Origin of the sequence: Pseudomonas sp. PS01298 (assembly GCF_029959745.1) — a bacterium.
Classification (GTDB): domain Bacteria; phylum Pseudomonadota; class Gammaproteobacteria; order Pseudomonadales; family Pseudomonadaceae; genus Aquipseudomonas; species Aquipseudomonas aylmerensis.
Genome location: NZ_JASCPP010000027.1, coordinates 14,462 through 27,225, shown reverse-complemented (window position 1 = coordinate 27,225; position 12,764 = coordinate 14,462). Strand labels below are relative to the sequence as shown.

General features: G+C 59.8%; 14 protein-coding genes. 6 read left to right on the top strand and 8 right to left on the bottom strand.

The genetic code is table 11. The features are described 5' to 3' along the window. The first annotated feature begins 68 nt into the window (after positions 1 to 68). Complete coding sequence (mqo, locus tag QMX97_RS12335; protein WP_201143752.1) at positions 69 to 1,715, top strand: malate dehydrogenase (quinone); 1,647 nt, start codon at positions 69 to 71, stop codon at positions 1,713 to 1,715. 71 nt (positions 1,716 to 1,786) lie between these two features. Here mqo and QMX97_RS12330 read toward each other — a convergent pair whose 3' ends face one another. Beyond that, complete coding sequence (locus QMX97_RS12330; RefSeq protein ID WP_282397020.1) at positions 1,787 to 2,623, bottom strand: LysR substrate-binding domain-containing protein; 837 nt, start codon at positions 2,621 to 2,623, stop codon at positions 1,787 to 1,789. Positions 2,624 to 2,721: 98 nt separating this feature from the next. Between QMX97_RS12330 and QMX97_RS12325 the strand changes: the two genes are divergently transcribed. Further along, positions 2,722 to 3,621 (top strand): DMT family transporter, encoded by a 900-nt coding sequence (locus QMX97_RS12325; RefSeq protein ID WP_262134642.1) that lies wholly within the window; start codon positions 2,722 to 2,724, stop codon positions 3,619 to 3,621. A 131-nt stretch (positions 3,622 to 3,752) separates the two neighbouring features. Then, the gene (locus QMX97_RS12320) at positions 3,753 to 4,082 is read left to right on the top strand and encodes a YXWGXW repeat-containing protein (RefSeq protein ID WP_157955096.1); all 330 of its coding nucleotides are present in this window, start codon (positions 3,753 to 3,755) and stop codon (positions 4,080 to 4,082) included. A gap of 55 nt (positions 4,083 to 4,137) precedes the next feature. On the opposite strand, the gene QMX97_RS12315 is transcribed toward QMX97_RS12320, so the two are convergent. The 3 genes from QMX97_RS12315 to QMX97_RS12305 all read right to left on the bottom strand — a co-directional run bounded on the left by QMX97_RS12315 (position 4,138) and on the right by QMX97_RS12305 (position 5,233). After that, on the bottom strand, positions 4,138 to 4,512 hold the full coding sequence (locus QMX97_RS12315) for a hypothetical protein (RefSeq protein WP_106804800.1): 375 nt from the start codon (positions 4,510 to 4,512) through the stop codon (positions 4,138 to 4,140). Positions 4,513 to 4,583: 71 nt separating this feature from the next. Beyond that, complete coding sequence (locus QMX97_RS12310) at positions 4,584 to 4,979, bottom strand: type II toxin-antitoxin system VapC family toxin (protein WP_065901895.1); 396 nt, start codon at positions 4,977 to 4,979, stop codon at positions 4,584 to 4,586. After that, the gene (locus tag QMX97_RS12305; RefSeq protein ID WP_065901893.1) at positions 4,976 to 5,233 is read right to left on the bottom strand and encodes an AbrB/MazE/SpoVT family DNA-binding domain-containing protein; all 258 of its coding nucleotides are present in this window, start codon (positions 5,231 to 5,233) and stop codon (positions 4,976 to 4,978) included. Before QMX97_RS12305 ends, QMX97_RS12310 begins: the two co-directional genes overlap by 4 nt. Positions 5,234 to 5,378: 145 nt before the next feature. Between QMX97_RS12305 and QMX97_RS12300 the strand changes: the two genes are divergently transcribed. Further along, on the top strand, positions 5,379 to 5,771 hold the full coding sequence (locus tag QMX97_RS12300) for a RidA family protein (RefSeq protein ID WP_065901888.1): 393 nt from the start codon (positions 5,379 to 5,381) through the stop codon (positions 5,769 to 5,771). 1 nt (position 5,772) lies between these two features. Here QMX97_RS12300 and ppnN read toward each other — a convergent pair whose 3' ends face one another. Further along, positions 5,773 to 7,146, bottom strand: a complete 1,374-nt coding sequence (gene ppnN / locus QMX97_RS12295; RefSeq protein WP_065901886.1) for a nucleotide 5'-monophosphate nucleosidase PpnN — start codon at positions 7,144 to 7,146, stop codon at positions 5,773 to 5,775. Between the two features lie 151 nt (positions 7,147 to 7,297). Beyond that, a complete protein-coding gene (locus QMX97_RS12290) occupies positions 7,298 to 8,122 on the bottom strand; it encodes an aspartyl/asparaginyl beta-hydroxylase domain-containing protein (RefSeq protein ID WP_065901884.1) in 825 nt (274 codons plus the stop codon). Positions 8,123 to 8,432: 310 nt separating this feature from the next. On the opposite strand from QMX97_RS12290, the gene fabV reads away from it, so the two are divergent. Next, positions 8,433 to 9,626 carry an enoyl-ACP reductase FabV gene (fabV, locus tag QMX97_RS12285; RefSeq protein ID WP_120447914.1) on the top strand — a complete coding sequence of 398 codons (1,194 nt, stop codon included), beginning with the start codon at positions 8,433 to 8,435 and terminating at the stop codon, positions 9,624 to 9,626. Positions 9,627 to 9,679: 53 nt separating this feature from the next. Here fabV and QMX97_RS12280 read toward each other — a convergent pair whose 3' ends face one another. After that, positions 9,680 to 10,912 carry an anthrax toxin-like adenylyl cyclase domain-containing protein gene (locus tag QMX97_RS12280; RefSeq protein WP_282397019.1) on the bottom strand — a complete coding sequence of 411 codons (1,233 nt, stop codon included), beginning with the start codon at positions 10,910 to 10,912 and terminating at the stop codon, positions 9,680 to 9,682. Positions 10,913 to 11,216: 304 nt separating this feature from the next. Here QMX97_RS12280 and QMX97_RS12275 point away from each other — a divergent pair, with 304 nt between their 5' ends. Beyond that, complete coding sequence (locus QMX97_RS12275; protein WP_065901880.1) at positions 11,217 to 11,840, top strand: HAD family phosphatase; 624 nt, start codon at positions 11,217 to 11,219, stop codon at positions 11,838 to 11,840. On the opposite strand, the gene QMX97_RS12270 is transcribed toward QMX97_RS12275, so the two are convergent. After that, positions 11,837 to 12,742, bottom strand: coding sequence for a LysR family transcriptional regulator (locus QMX97_RS12270; RefSeq protein ID WP_201143758.1), 906 nt, complete (start codon positions 12,740 to 12,742; stop codon positions 11,837 to 11,839). The genes QMX97_RS12275 and QMX97_RS12270 overlap by 4 nt on opposite strands. Positions 12,743 to 12,764 lie beyond the last annotated feature (22 nt).

The following is a 12,764-nucleotide window of genomic DNA, read 5'->3' as shown; positions in this document are numbered from 1 at the left end:
AGCGTGATTGAGGGGTGCCCATGATCCGGATCGGCAGGGCGGATGGCGTTTTATCATAGGTGCTACTGATGTTTAAAAAAGTAAACACTGCCCTGCTGGGGCTGGCTTTGTCGCTGGGGATAACGTCCGTTCACGCGGAAGAGGCAAAGAAAGTCGATGTGCTGCTGATCGGCGGCGGCATCATGAGTGCGACCCTGGGTGTATGGCTCAATGAGCTGCAGCCGGACTGGTCGATGGAAATGGTCGAGCGCCTCGACGGCGTGGCCGAAGAAAGCTCCAACGGCTGGAACAACGCCGGTACCGGTCACTCGGCCCTGGCTGAGCTGAACTACACCCCCGAAGACAAGAACGGCAACGTTGAGATCCCTAAAGCGGTCGAAATCAACGAAGCGTTCCAGATCTCCCGTCAGTTCTGGTCTTGGCAGGTCCAGCAGGGCGTGCTGAAGAACCCGCGTTCGTTCATCAACTCCACGCCGCACATGAGCTTTGTGTGGGGCGATGACAACATCAAGTTCCTCAAGAAGCGTTACGAAGCACTGAAAGCCAGCCCGCTGTTTGCCGGCATGCAGTACTCCGAAGACCCGGCGCAGATCGCCAAGTGGGTTCCGCTGATGATGGAAGGGCGTGACCCGAACCAGAAAATCGCGGCCACCTGGACCCCGATCGGCACCGACGTGAACTTCGGCGAGATCACCCGCCAGTTCGTCGCTCACCTGCAAACCACGCCGAAGTTTGATCTGAAACTGTCGAGCGAAGTGCAGGACATCACCAAGAACGCCGACGGTTCGTGGCGCGTCAGCTACAAAAACCTGAAAGACGGCACCAAGACTGAAACCGACGCCAAGTTCGTGTTCATCGGCGCTGGCGGCGGTGCCTTGCACCTGCTGCAGAAGTCGGGCATCCCGGAAGCCAAGGAATACGCCGGCTTCCCAGTGGGTGGTTCGTTCCTGGTGACTGATAACCCAGCCATCGCCGAACAGCACCTGGCCAAGGCCTACGGCAAGGCTTCGGTTGGCGCGCCACCGATGTCGGTTCCGCACCTGGACACCCGCGTGCTTGATGGCAAGCGCGTAATCCTGTTTGGCCCATTCGCGACCTTCTCGACCAAGTTCCTGAAAGAAGGCTCGTATCTGGACCTGCTGACCAGCACCACCACCCACAACATCTGGCCAATGACCAAAGTCGGTATTCGTGAATACCCACTGGTCGAGTACCTTGCCGGCCAACTGATGCTGTCGGATGACGACCGCTACAACGCGCTGAAAGAGTACTTCCCGAACGCCAAGAAAGAAGACTGGCGCCTGTGGCAAGCCGGTCAGCGCGTGCAGATCATCAAGCGTGACGAAGAGCAGGGCGGCGTCCTGAAACTCGGTACCGAAGTGGTCAGCTCCGCCGACAACACCATCGCAGGCCTGTTGGGTGCATCGCCAGGCGCGTCCACCGCGGCTCCGATCATGCTGACCGTGCTGCAGAAAGTGTTCAAGGACAAGGTCGCGACCCCTGAGTGGCAGGAAAAACTGCACCAGATCGTACCGAGCTACGGCACCAAGCTGAACGACAGTCCTGAGGCTGTTGCCAAGGAATGGGCGTACACCGCCGGTATCCTGCAACTGACCCCACCGCCTGCGATTCCGCAGCTCACCGCTCCAACGGCAACCGAGGCTGCCAAGCCTGCGGCTGAGCCGAGCAAGCCGGCTTCTGACCTGGCGCTGTAAGCCAAGTACCGAGCCTGTGTAAAAAGCCCGCTGAACCGGTAACGGTCAGCGGGCTTTTTTGTGCGCAGTGTCTACACCTTGAAGTGCCTGACCTGCTCGTGCAGGTGCAACGCCAATGCATTGCCGGTATCGCAGAGGAGGTACAAGTGCTGCGCCGACAACGGCGGCAGTTCCGTCATGTGTTTCAGCCCTTCGCCCATGCGACTTTTTTCCATCAGGCCTACCGCCACGCCACTGCGCACACAGGCTTCAACCGCTGATGAGTTGGGGCTCTCCAGCAACACACGGTGGTAAACCCCGTGATCCTTCAACGCCTGCAAGGCCGCCGCGCGGTAGGGGCAGCCGGCGACAGGCACGGTGATCGGCAGTGCCGCATTCGACGCACAGCTAAAGCCCTCGGCCGCAACCCACAACGGTTGAACCGACCCCAGGCGTTCGCCCTGTGCCAGCGGTTGTGCGCTCACGGTAATGGTCAGGTCCAGTTGGTTTGCCATGAATAAATTCAGCAATTCACCACTGGTACGTGCTTCTACTTCCAGTTCGAGCAGCGGGTTGTCGGCGATCAAGTCGGGCAGGAATTCCTGCATGAATGCCGGCGCGTAGGTGTCGGGAATGCCCAGGCGGATTTTGCCCTGCATGCGCTGGGGCATCAGCGTGATCAGCAGGCGGTCGTGGCTCTTGAGAAATTCGGTGGTTTCGCCGAGGAGTTTCAGGCCGTACAGCGTCAGCTCCACACCCTGGTTGCTGCGGCTGAACAGGCGTTGGCCGACTTGGTCTTCGAGTTTTTGAATCTGCGTGGTCACGGTCGACGCGCTGCGGTGCACATGCTCGGCCGCCTCGTTGAAGCGCCGAAAGCGCGCCACGGCGTGGAAGGTGCGTAACAAGTCGATATTCAATTGTCTGGCCATGATTCCACTATTACGGATTGGTAGTGCGGGTTATTCAAATATACAGAATCATGCGTGGCCCTTAGCCTTTCAGTCAACGTGTACTGACCGGAGGCTTCATGACGCGATCAACCTTAAAGCGGCTGCTGTTGCAGGTGGCGTTCGTGCTGTCGTGGAGTTCAGGCTATATCGGCGCCAAATTGGGCACGCAGGGTAGTGGTGCGTTCAACTTGCTGTTCTGGCGTTTCCTGTTGGTCTCGGTGTGCCTGGGACTGTTCCTCAATGTGAGGTTGTTGCGGGTCTCGTGGGCACAGGTTCGCCATTACGCCGTGATCGGGTTTCTCTCGCAGTTCCTGTATCTGAGTTGTCTCTATGTCGCGATCCAGAATGGCTTGCCGCCCGGCATCGCGGCGATCATCGCCGCGTTGCAGCCGTTGATGACGGCGGCATTGTCGACCGGCAGCGCTACCGAGCGCAGTGGGGGCTGGCAGTGGATCGGCCTGATGATCAGCTTCGCTGGCGTTTCCATTGTGATAGCTGGGCAGCATGGCAGTGATGCGGGCAGCGTCGGCTGGGTCATGTACGTGTTGCCACTCGCCGCGGCACTGGGGCTGACGCTGGCGACCCTGTATGAGCGCCGCACGGTGCAAAAAACCGACGCTGGGTTGGTGTTGCCGCTGTTCATCCAGTCGCTGCTGACCTTGATCGGCTTTACCGGCGCCGTGCTCTACACCGACACGCTGAGTATTCCCCACGACCCTGACGTGTTGATCTCAATCGTCTGGCTCACCGTGTTCTCGACCTTCGTCGCCTATTTGAGCCTGTGGATGCTGCTGCGCGTGATGACCGCGACCCACGTGGCCGCGCTGGTCTATCTGGAGCCACCGGTCACCCTGGTGTGGGCGGCACTGATGTTTGGCGACGTGATCCATGCGCCGACCTACGCCGGCATTGCTGTGGTCGCCGCCGGGCTGCTTTTGGTGCGCCTGAAACGACCGACCGTCGCGTGCAGCGCTTGAGGGCTGTGGGTTCAGCAAGCTGACAGACACCTCCTGTTAAAAAGTACCCAGGGCCAAGCAGGAGCGTGGCTGCAACAAGGGGGCATTTTTCAGCGATGCAGGTACTGGGCGCCAGCGCCCGAGGATTGTTTATGTGGCTACGTTATGCGGCACTGGCGGCCATGGTCGTCGCGGCATCCGGGTGTGTGCAAGAACGCGTTGTGCATGAGCGCAGGCCGGTGCAACGTGAGTATGTCGAAGTCGTCGCGCCGCAACCGCCGCCGGTGCAAGTGATTGAAGTCGAGCCGCCGGTTCGCTACGGCTACATCTGGTCACGCGGTTACTGGCGTTGGGAAGGTGGGCGCTACGTCGCGGTGCACGGCCATTGGGAGCCGGTGCGCGAAGGTTATCGCTATGTGCATCCGCATTGGGTGCAGCGCAATGATGGGTATCACTGGCAGGCGGGTGGTTGGGTTCGCTGACCCCGGCTGAATCGGTAGCGTTTTTGCAGGCGCAAGCTTGCGCCTGCAAAAAACCTTAAATCGGCTTCTGGGTACCCAGCAGCCGAACTTCCCGCAACAGCGCCGCGCCCAATTGATCGGTGCCCAACTCCCTATAACCCACCGCCTTGACCTCGCCATTCTCCTCTGCCTGGATGAGGATCACCGGGGTTTCCTTGCCGGTGGCTTCGTCCACATGCATGGCGTACTGGGGAATATCCAGCTTGATCGGTGTACCCGCCGCCTGGCCTTTCACGTTGATCAGGAAGGCGGCGCAACCGGTATCGACATCCATGCTGGTGGCGGAGCGGCCGCTGACAAAGCAGCTCTTCGGCAGGTCGGGCCAGGTGATGGTGTCGGCCAGGACGAGGGTCGGGGCGATGGCCAGGGCGGCGAGTAGAAACGTGCGCACGTCAGTCTTTCTCTCGATCAAGGTTAGAAACGGTTTTTACCAAAGCCCGCCCGTAGTCGCAACGCTGCGGTTCAGCCCAGGCGTTTCATGCCCGTTGTCTTGATCGCGTTGAGGTCGAAGGTGGCCGTGTACTTGCAACCGGCGGCATGGGCGCAGCGTTCGATCAGGCAGTCTGCAAAGTCGGCCTTGTTCGCCACAAACTTGCGCAGTGCCTGCCAGATGATCTCCCCATGCTCCACGGTCAATTCGCGGGTGCGTAGCAGGGTTTCCAGTACCGTCACCACATCGCTCTTGGCCGACTGGTAGCAGCTTTGCAGTACCCACACCAATTCCACGATCGACACCATGCTGACAAAGCCGGGCGAGGCGGTGGTCAGCGATTCGATCAGCTCGGATGCCTTGGCGGATTGAACCGGATCATCCTGGGTGACGTAGCGCACCAGCACATTGGTATCCAGTCCGATCATCCGGCTTTTGCCCCCTGTGCTGCGATGGCCTGGTTCATCTCCTCGATGGAAACGGCCTTGGCAGGTTTGCGGATCAAGCCCTTGAGGTCCTGAACCCTGTGGCTCGCGGCAATGATGGAAAACTGCCCGTTTTCCATTTCAACAAACTCGACCCGGTCGCCTGTTTCCAGGCCAAGGGCTGTCCTGACTTGGACAGGAATGGTGATTTGACCTTTCGAGGTCAGTGTGGCGGTCGCCATAGTGAAGATCTCCATCGTTATATTCCTTACCTTAGGGTAAGGAGTGACAGAGGACAATATCCGTTGGTCCATAGGTCGCTCATCTGGTGTGGGTTAGTCGGAACAGGTAAAACACTAGTCCGAACTGTTCCCGCCCACAGGGTTTAAAGAGATACAAACCATGACCGACCGCTTTCTCATCATTCCCCCTTCCATGCACCCCATCGTCGAGCGCGCCGGCTACGTGCCGGCGGTCAAGGTCGGCAAGACGTTGTACTGCGCAGGCCAGGTCGGGCGGACGGCTGCATTGGCGGTGATCGAGGACCCCGAGGCGCAGTTCGTCGCGGCCTGGGAGAATCTGCGGGAGGTTCTGGAGGAGGGCGGCTGCACCTTCGACGACGTGGTGGACATGACCACCTACCACGTCAACATGAGCCAGCACATGGCGGTTTTTCGCGAGGTGAAAAACCGTCTGTTCCCACGCGGGCATTGCGCCTGGACCACGATCGGAGTGTCGGAACTGGCACACCCCGGTCTGCTGGTGGAAATCAAATGTGTGGCGGTACAGCGCTAACTCATTGCACCACGCGGTAGCACGGTACGTACGCCGCGCCGCCCGGTAGCTTCATGCGGTGCTGGGCGACGAAAGCCTGCAACAGCTCGTCCAGCGGTTTCATGATGGCCGGGTCGCCGTGGATTTCATACGGACCATGCTGCTCGATCAGGCGGATGCCCTTGTCCTTGACGTTGCCTGCCACGATCCCCGAGAACGCGCGGCGCAAGTTGGCGGCGAGTTCGTGGGGCGGCAGCGCGTGGCTCAGTTGCAGGCTGGCCATGTTGGCGTGGGTCGGGTCGAACGGGCGCTGGAAACCTTCGTCGATTTTCAGCAGCCAGTTGAAATGGAACGCGTCATTGCGCTCGCGACGGAACTGTTTCACCGCCTTGAGACCCGCGGTCATCTGCCGCGCCACTTCGGCCGGGTCGTCGATGATGATCTGGTAGTGCGCCTGTGCGGCCTCGCCCAATGTAGCGCCGACGAAGGCATGCAGCTGTTGCAGGTACGGCGCGGCGTGCTTCGGCCCGGTGAGGATGACCGGGAACGGCAGGTCGCGGTTGTCCGGGTGCATGAGGATGCCCAGCAGGTACAGGAACTCTTCGGCCGTGCCGGCGCCGCCCGGGAAGATGATGATGCCGTGGCCGACACGCACGAACGCTTCCAGGCGCTTCTCGATGTCCGGCAGGATCACCAGTTCATTGACGATCGGGTTCGGCGCTTCGGCGGCGATGATGCCCGGCTCGGTCAGGCCCAGGTAGCGGCCGCCGGTAATTCGTTGTTTGGCGTGGGAAATGGTCGCGCCTTTCATCGGACCTTTCATCACGCCAGGGCCGCAACCGGTGCACACGTCCAGGCTGCGCAGGCCGAGTTCGTGGCCGACTTTCTTGGTGTATTTGTATTCTTCGGTATTGATCGAGTGCCCGCCCCAGCACACCACGATTTTCGGCTCGACACCCGGGCGCAGCGTGCGCGCATTGCGCAGCAGGTGGAACACGTAGTCGGTGATGCCCTGGGAGTTGCTCAGGTCGATGCGCTGGCTGTCCAGCTCGTTCTCGGTGTAGACGATGTCGCGCAGGGCGCTGAACAGCATCTCGCGGGTACTGGCGATCATCTCGCCATCGACGAAAGCGTCGGCCGGTGCGTTCAGCAGCTCCAGGCGCACGCCGCGATCCTGCTGGTGGATGCGCACTTCAAAATCTTTGTAGGCGTCGAGGATGGTCTTGGCGTTGTCGATATGCGCGCCGGTGTTGAGGATCGCCAGGGCGCATTGGCGAAAGAGGGTGTAGATGCTGCCGGTACCGGCTTCGCTCAGTTGCTGGACTTCACGTTGCGACAGGGTTTCGAGGCTGCCCTTGGGGCTGACGGAGGCATTGATGACTTGACGTTGGGGCATTCTGATTCCTTGAAAGCACAGCCACCGCGCCCGATAGAACTACGCGATGGCTTGAGAATGATGGGCGCCGAAAACGGTCGCACGAGACGATTATTTACCTCAGGCATGCCGCCGAGTGCAAACACCGTCCAGCACCATCATGCCGCAGAAGTTACTGAATCAGCTTCCAGTTTTTGTAGAAAACCCGACGCAGGGTAAAGACCAGCCCGGCAAACCCTGCGATCACGGCGTTCAATACTGAAGGCAGCGGAGTCGGCCGTACGATATCGATAAACAGGCAGTAGCGTTTTGCATCATTCTTGTTGAAGGACGCGTGCATCAGCGTGTCATCGAAGATAAACAGCGGGTCGTCGTGCCAGTAGTGCTTGTGCTTGCCCACCTGGATGTAGACGCCGTCGTGATGGGGCGCCGGTGCCATGTTGTAGAGCACGCGAAACATCATGCGCAGCGGGCCGAAGTGGAAGGAGGTCGAACGGTTTTCGTTGAACACCGATACGCCGATAGTCTTCACGAACGGCAGCTTCTCCCGCAGTTGCGGAATGTTCAGCGTGGTTTCGATCGGCCGTCCGTACCATTGGAAAAACAGCATGCCGCGCTTCTTCTCGGCCATGCGTTCATCCAGGTAACCGATGATTTCATCCTTGTGAGCCATGGCATCACTGATCACCTGCTGCAGGTCTGCGCGCCAGGCGGGCGGCAGGTCGTCCATCGTATACACGTGACGGTTGCGCGAACTCAGCAGGTCGAACAGCGTGTTGAACGGCGCCAGCAGCCAGGTGTTACGACCGCTGCCGATAAAGTATTTCTTGATGGTGGGCGCGTCATACAAGCCATTGCGCAGGAAATCGTAAATGCCGCAGACCAGCACCAGGCCGAGAAACACCAGGGTGGTTTCGGGGAAGACCGCAATAATCAGCAATACGCCCAATACCCAGGCGATCGATACGGCCTTTTTATGCAACGCAGACTTGTTCATGACACTCAGCTCCAGCAGGACGCCATTCGACAGGTCCGGATCCGTGGCCGCGAGTGGTGGGGGTTTGAAACATATTGAAACAACTACGTCATGATAAGGCGTTCAGTGCCGGAGAGGCGTTTTAAATCGTGCAAAATTGTGAAGGCTCTACACCGTTTTTAACCGTTGCCCCGCGTGAGTGGATTGGATTTTGTAAACGGAAGATTTGCGACTATCGTGACGCTTCGGTTTTTCAGGCGTCATAGACCGGTACGATTGAAGTTGAATGGCCACCATTGGCCTTCGGCACCTTGGAAGAGGCAGAAATTTTATGATCATCAAACCGCGGGTTCGTGGCTTTATCTGTGTGACCGCTCACCCTGTTGGCTGTGAGGCGAACGTCAAGGAACAGATCGACTACGTCACCCAACACGGCGCCATCGAAGGCGGCCCGAAGAAGGTGCTGGTCCTCGGCGCTTCCACCGGCTACGGCCTGGCCGCGCGCATCAGTGCTGCGTTTGGCTGCGGCGCCGACACCCTGGGCGTGTTTTTTGAAAAAGAAGGCGAAGAAGGCAAGCTCAGCTCTGCCGGCTGGTACAACAGCGCCGCATTCGAGAAGTTTGCCGTCGAAAAAGGCCTGTACGCCAAGAGCATCAATGGCGATGCGTTCTCCGACGAGATCAAGCGCCTGACCATCGAAACCATCAAGAAAGACCTGGGCAAGATCGACCTGGTCGTCTACAGCCTGGCGGCGCCACGTCGCACCGACCCGCAGGGCGTGGTGCACAACTCCACCCTCAAGCCGATCGGCAAGGCCGTGACCCTGCGCGGGATCAACACCGACAAGGGCGTTGTGGTCGACACCACGCTTGAGCCGGCGACCCAGGAAGAAATCGACGGCACCGTCAAAGTCATGGGTGGCGAAGACTGGCAGCTGTGGATCGACGCCCTGCGTGACGCCGACGTGCTGGCCGAAGGCGCCAAGACCACCGCGTTCACCTACCTTGGCGAGAAGCTGACCCAGGATATCTACTGGAACGGCTCCATCGGCGAAGCCAAGAAAGACCTCGACAAGAAAGTCCTGACCCTGCGCGACAACCTCGCCGCACTGAAGGGCGACGCCCGTGTCTCGGTGCTCAAGGCCGTGGTCACCCAGGCCAGTTCCGCGATCCCGATCATGCCGCTGTACCTGTCGTTGCTGTTCAAGGTGATGAAAGAGCAGGGCACCCACGAAGGCTGCATCGAGCAGGTCTACGGCCTGTTCAAGGACAGCCTGTACGGCGCCGAGCCTAAGCTGGACGCCGACGGTCGCCTGCGTGCCGACCTGGCCGAGTTGGAGCCAAAGGTCCAAGACGCGGTAGCAGCCCTGTGGAACCAGGTTACCGACGACAATGTCAACGAGATCAGCGATTTTGCCGGCTACAAGGCTGAATTCCTGCGCTTGTTCGGCTTCGAGATCGATGGCGTGGACTACGACGCTGATGTAAACCCTACCGTGAAGATCAACGGCCTCATTAACGCGTAAGCGCAGTGAGTAGCAGCCTCGATCATCTGAATATCGAGGCTGCCGCCTGGCGCTCAGCTCCGGTCAAAGGCTCGCGCCAGGCGCGCCTGCGCTTGGATGAAGCCTGGGCGTTTGACACTGATCACTTCTTTTTCCCACAGCGGATTCAGGGGCACGTGATAGCCGCTGTCTTTCGCGGTCCTTACCAGTTCTGCCATTTCCTTGCTGTTATTGATCAGGCAGATTTCGTCGAATTGGCCCAACTTGGCCGGCAGAAAAAAAGTCGCCGGATAGTTGGTCGCCACATCTGCAGCGGGGCTGCCTGAATCCGCGTTGTGGTGGACCACTCGCTCTGCATCGCCCACCAGCTTTTGGTTGATGAGCTCGATCATGTGCTTGATGCGCGGCGTGGCGTTACCGAGGTCGGGATCTTCTTTGCTATAAAAGTGGCCTGCGCTGTCAAAATCCGCGCGCAACGCTTCTGGCACTTGATAGTTGTCGACATCGGCGTGGCGATGCTTGTAGCTGTTGATGCGATCTGTGTAAACACTATGAGCGATATCGGGTACGGGGAGTCTGTCCTGGCGGCCGTAGTCGCTGATATGAGGCGCGATCGTGTGCAGGTCATAGTCTGCCGTCAATGCCTTGCCCTCCGGACTTTTCGCCAGCACGTGCACGGGCTTGCCCTCTTGGCTGATGACATAGCGCTCGTCTGAAGACGAAGCGCGCTTGCCTTCGAATACATACTGCTGCTGGCTGGGCCCCAGGGCCTTGAGGTGGATAGTGCCGTCGTCGTCGGGCAGCGTCAGCTCAGAGAGCTTGCCCAGGCCGAGCAATTCATCCAGGCGGGCGCGGGAGATCTCCAGTGGGACGCTTACTGCATGGCCATCGCGAATGCATGCCTGTATTTGCTCGTTGGCGCGTGCGACTTTCTCCGGCGCCAGTGTTGCAGACTTCTCGAGCTTGCTAAGTGCCTGGTCCGCGCAGATCAGACCCGCCTGCGGCCCCCAGTCAGCGCTTTTTCCTTTGATATGGAAGTCCTTGGTGGGGTGTCCTTCCCGTATCAATCCGGTGGCGACGGATTCCACCGGGCGGATACCAATGATGGTGTTGGTCTGTGTTGCGAGGCTTTGCAAGGGAATCAGGTGGTCCGACAGGATTCCGGTTCTGTCCTGGGCACGTGCTGCCGCCGCTTCCACTGAATTCAACGCCGATTGCGCGTGACTCTGCGGACTGGAAGGGCGGGGCTCCAAGGGCGCCTGATTGCGGCTGGACGCAGAGCGATGGGCGTTGATCACGTTTGTCATGGGGAGCTCCAACTCAGGTTTCAGCATACCGTTGGATAATCCTTTCCAGGCTGTGGCATTCCCTCCTTTGCACGTCGGACCCTAAACAGATCGGTTGGCCTGGGCTAAATAAAAAATATGACTACTTGTATGCCCTACACTCGCGCGAGGGAGTTCAAGGCGCGATTGCCGGGGATGCAGGCGCAGTTTATCTGTAGGTAAGCTGCGAAATTCCCAGAAGATTCCTACGTTTCTTTGTTCTTCTAGAAGCATGCCAGCATGCCAGACTGGTGTGCCTGTCACGCCACACTAAAGGGGAGGCCCCATGACCATTCGTGCAGTAGTCTTTGATTTCGGCGGTGTCCTGTTCGACTGGAACCCGCAGCACCTCTACCGTCAGCTGATTGCCGATGATCACGAGCGGCAACACTTTCTCGACACTGTCTGCACCCAGGCCTGGAACACCGAGCAGGACGCCGGCCGCAGCCTGGCAGAAGGCACTCGCCATCTGGTCGAGCAATACCCCGAACACGAACCCTTGATCCAGGCCTATTACGCCCGTTGGCACGAGATGCTGCGTGGCTCGTTGCCAGAAGGCGTGGCGATTCTCGAAGCGCTGCATGCCGCCGATATGCCGCTGTTCGGGCTCACCAACTGGTCCGCCGAGACCTTCCCTTATGCGCGGGCCAACTATCCGTTCCTGCAACGCCTGCGCGATATCGTGGTGTCGGGAGAGCTGAAGCTGATCAAGCCGGATGCGGCCATTTATCACGCGAGCCTCGCCCAGGTGCGGGCGCATCTGCCGGATATCCAGCCCGGTGAAGTGGTGTTTATCGACGATGTTGCCGGCAATATCGACGCTGCGGTCGCCTTGGGCTGGCAGGGTATTCACCATGTGTCGGCCGAGCGCACAGCAGCGCGCCTGCGCGAGTTGGGCGTGAGCTTCTAGCGCGCCCATTTTTCCATGGCGAAGTCCACAAAGGCGCGCAGCTTGGGCAGGCGGTAGCGATCCTGTCTGTAGAGCAGGTGCATAGGGCGCGAGGGCAGTTGGTAGCCGGGTAACAGGGCCACCAGCTTGCCGCTCTCCAGGTCCGGTTGTACCAGCGCGTCGGCCAGCATGATGATGCCCATGCCGTTGACGGCGGCCTGGCGCAAGCCTTGCGAGCTGTTGATGGTCAACGAGCCGGACACCGGCACCTCCACCTCGCCTTCCGCGCCGGTCATGCGCCAGAGTTTGTCGGTGTCTCGCCAGTTGTCGCTGGCCGGGTAGGCGAACGCCAGGCAGTCGTGCTGCTGCAGGTCTTCGGGTGTCTGCGGCGTGCCGCGACGCGCCAGGTACGCAGGTGATGCACACAGCGTGAGGGTGTAGGCCTGCAGGGGCCTGGCGATCAGGCTGGAAGTCTCCAGCTCGCCGAGGCGGATCGCCACGTCGAAGCCGCTGTCGACCAGGTCCATGCGCTCGTTGCTCAGCACCACGTACAGGTTGATCTGCGGGTAACGTTGGGCAAACTCGCTCAGGGCGGGCGTCAGGCGTTCGGTGCCGAACACCGGTGGCGCAGTGATGCGCAGGCTGCCTTTGGGGATTTCGCTGTGGGCCTGCTCCGCCAGTAGCTCGGAGTCGGCTACCAGGCCCAGCACCTCCAGGCAGCGCTGGTAATACTGGCCGCCAAATTCCGTGAGGCTTTGCTTGCGGGTGGTGCGCTTGAGCAGGCTGACGCCCAGCCGCTGCTCGAGGGCGCGCAGGTGATTGCCGACCATGGTAGTCGACATCCCGCATTCGTGCGCGGCGGCCGTCATGCTGCCGGTCTCCACCACTTTCACGTACACCGACATTGCCTGGAACAGATCCATTATCAAGCCCTGGTTTAAAGTT

Excerpts from the sequence above, each read along its gene's own strand:
- mqo (WP_201143752.1), top strand. The coding sequence starts at position 69 with ATGTTTAAAAAAGTAAACACTGCCCTGCTGGGGCTGGCTTTGTCGCTG.
- QMX97_RS12330 (WP_282397020.1), bottom strand. The coding sequence starts at position 2,623 with ATGGCCAGACAATTGAATATCGACTTGTTACGCACCTTCCACGCCGTG.
- QMX97_RS12325 (WP_262134642.1), top strand. The coding sequence starts at position 2,722 with ATGACGCGATCAACCTTAAAGCGGCTGCTGTTGCAGGTGGCGTTCGTG.
- QMX97_RS12320 (WP_157955096.1), top strand. The coding sequence starts at position 3,753 with ATGTGGCTACGTTATGCGGCACTGGCGGCCATGGTCGTCGCGGCATCC.
- QMX97_RS12310 (WP_065901895.1), bottom strand. The coding sequence starts at position 4,979 with ATGATCGGACTGGATACCAATGTGCTGGTGCGCTACGTCACCCAGGAT.
- QMX97_RS12305 (WP_065901893.1), bottom strand. The coding sequence starts at position 5,233 with ATGGAGATCTTCACTATGGCGACCGCCACACTGACCTCGAAAGGTCAA.
- QMX97_RS12300 (WP_065901888.1), top strand. The coding sequence starts at position 5,379 with ATGACCGACCGCTTTCTCATCATTCCCCCTTCCATGCACCCCATCGTC.
- ppnN (WP_065901886.1), bottom strand. The coding sequence starts at position 7,146 with ATGCCCCAACGTCAAGTCATCAATGCCTCCGTCAGCCCCAAGGGCAGC.
- QMX97_RS12290 (WP_065901884.1), bottom strand. The coding sequence starts at position 8,122 with ATGAACAAGTCTGCGTTGCATAAAAAGGCCGTATCGATCGCCTGGGTA.
- fabV (WP_120447914.1), top strand. The coding sequence starts at position 8,433 with ATGATCATCAAACCGCGGGTTCGTGGCTTTATCTGTGTGACCGCTCAC.
- QMX97_RS12280 (WP_282397019.1), bottom strand. The coding sequence starts at position 10,912 with ATGACAAACGTGATCAACGCCCATCGCTCTGCGTCCAGCCGCAATCAG.
- QMX97_RS12275 (WP_065901880.1), top strand. The coding sequence starts at position 11,217 with ATGACCATTCGTGCAGTAGTCTTTGATTTCGGCGGTGTCCTGTTCGAC.
- QMX97_RS12270 (WP_201143758.1), bottom strand. The coding sequence starts at position 12,742 with ATGGATCTGTTCCAGGCAATGTCGGTGTACGTGAAAGTGGTGGAGACC.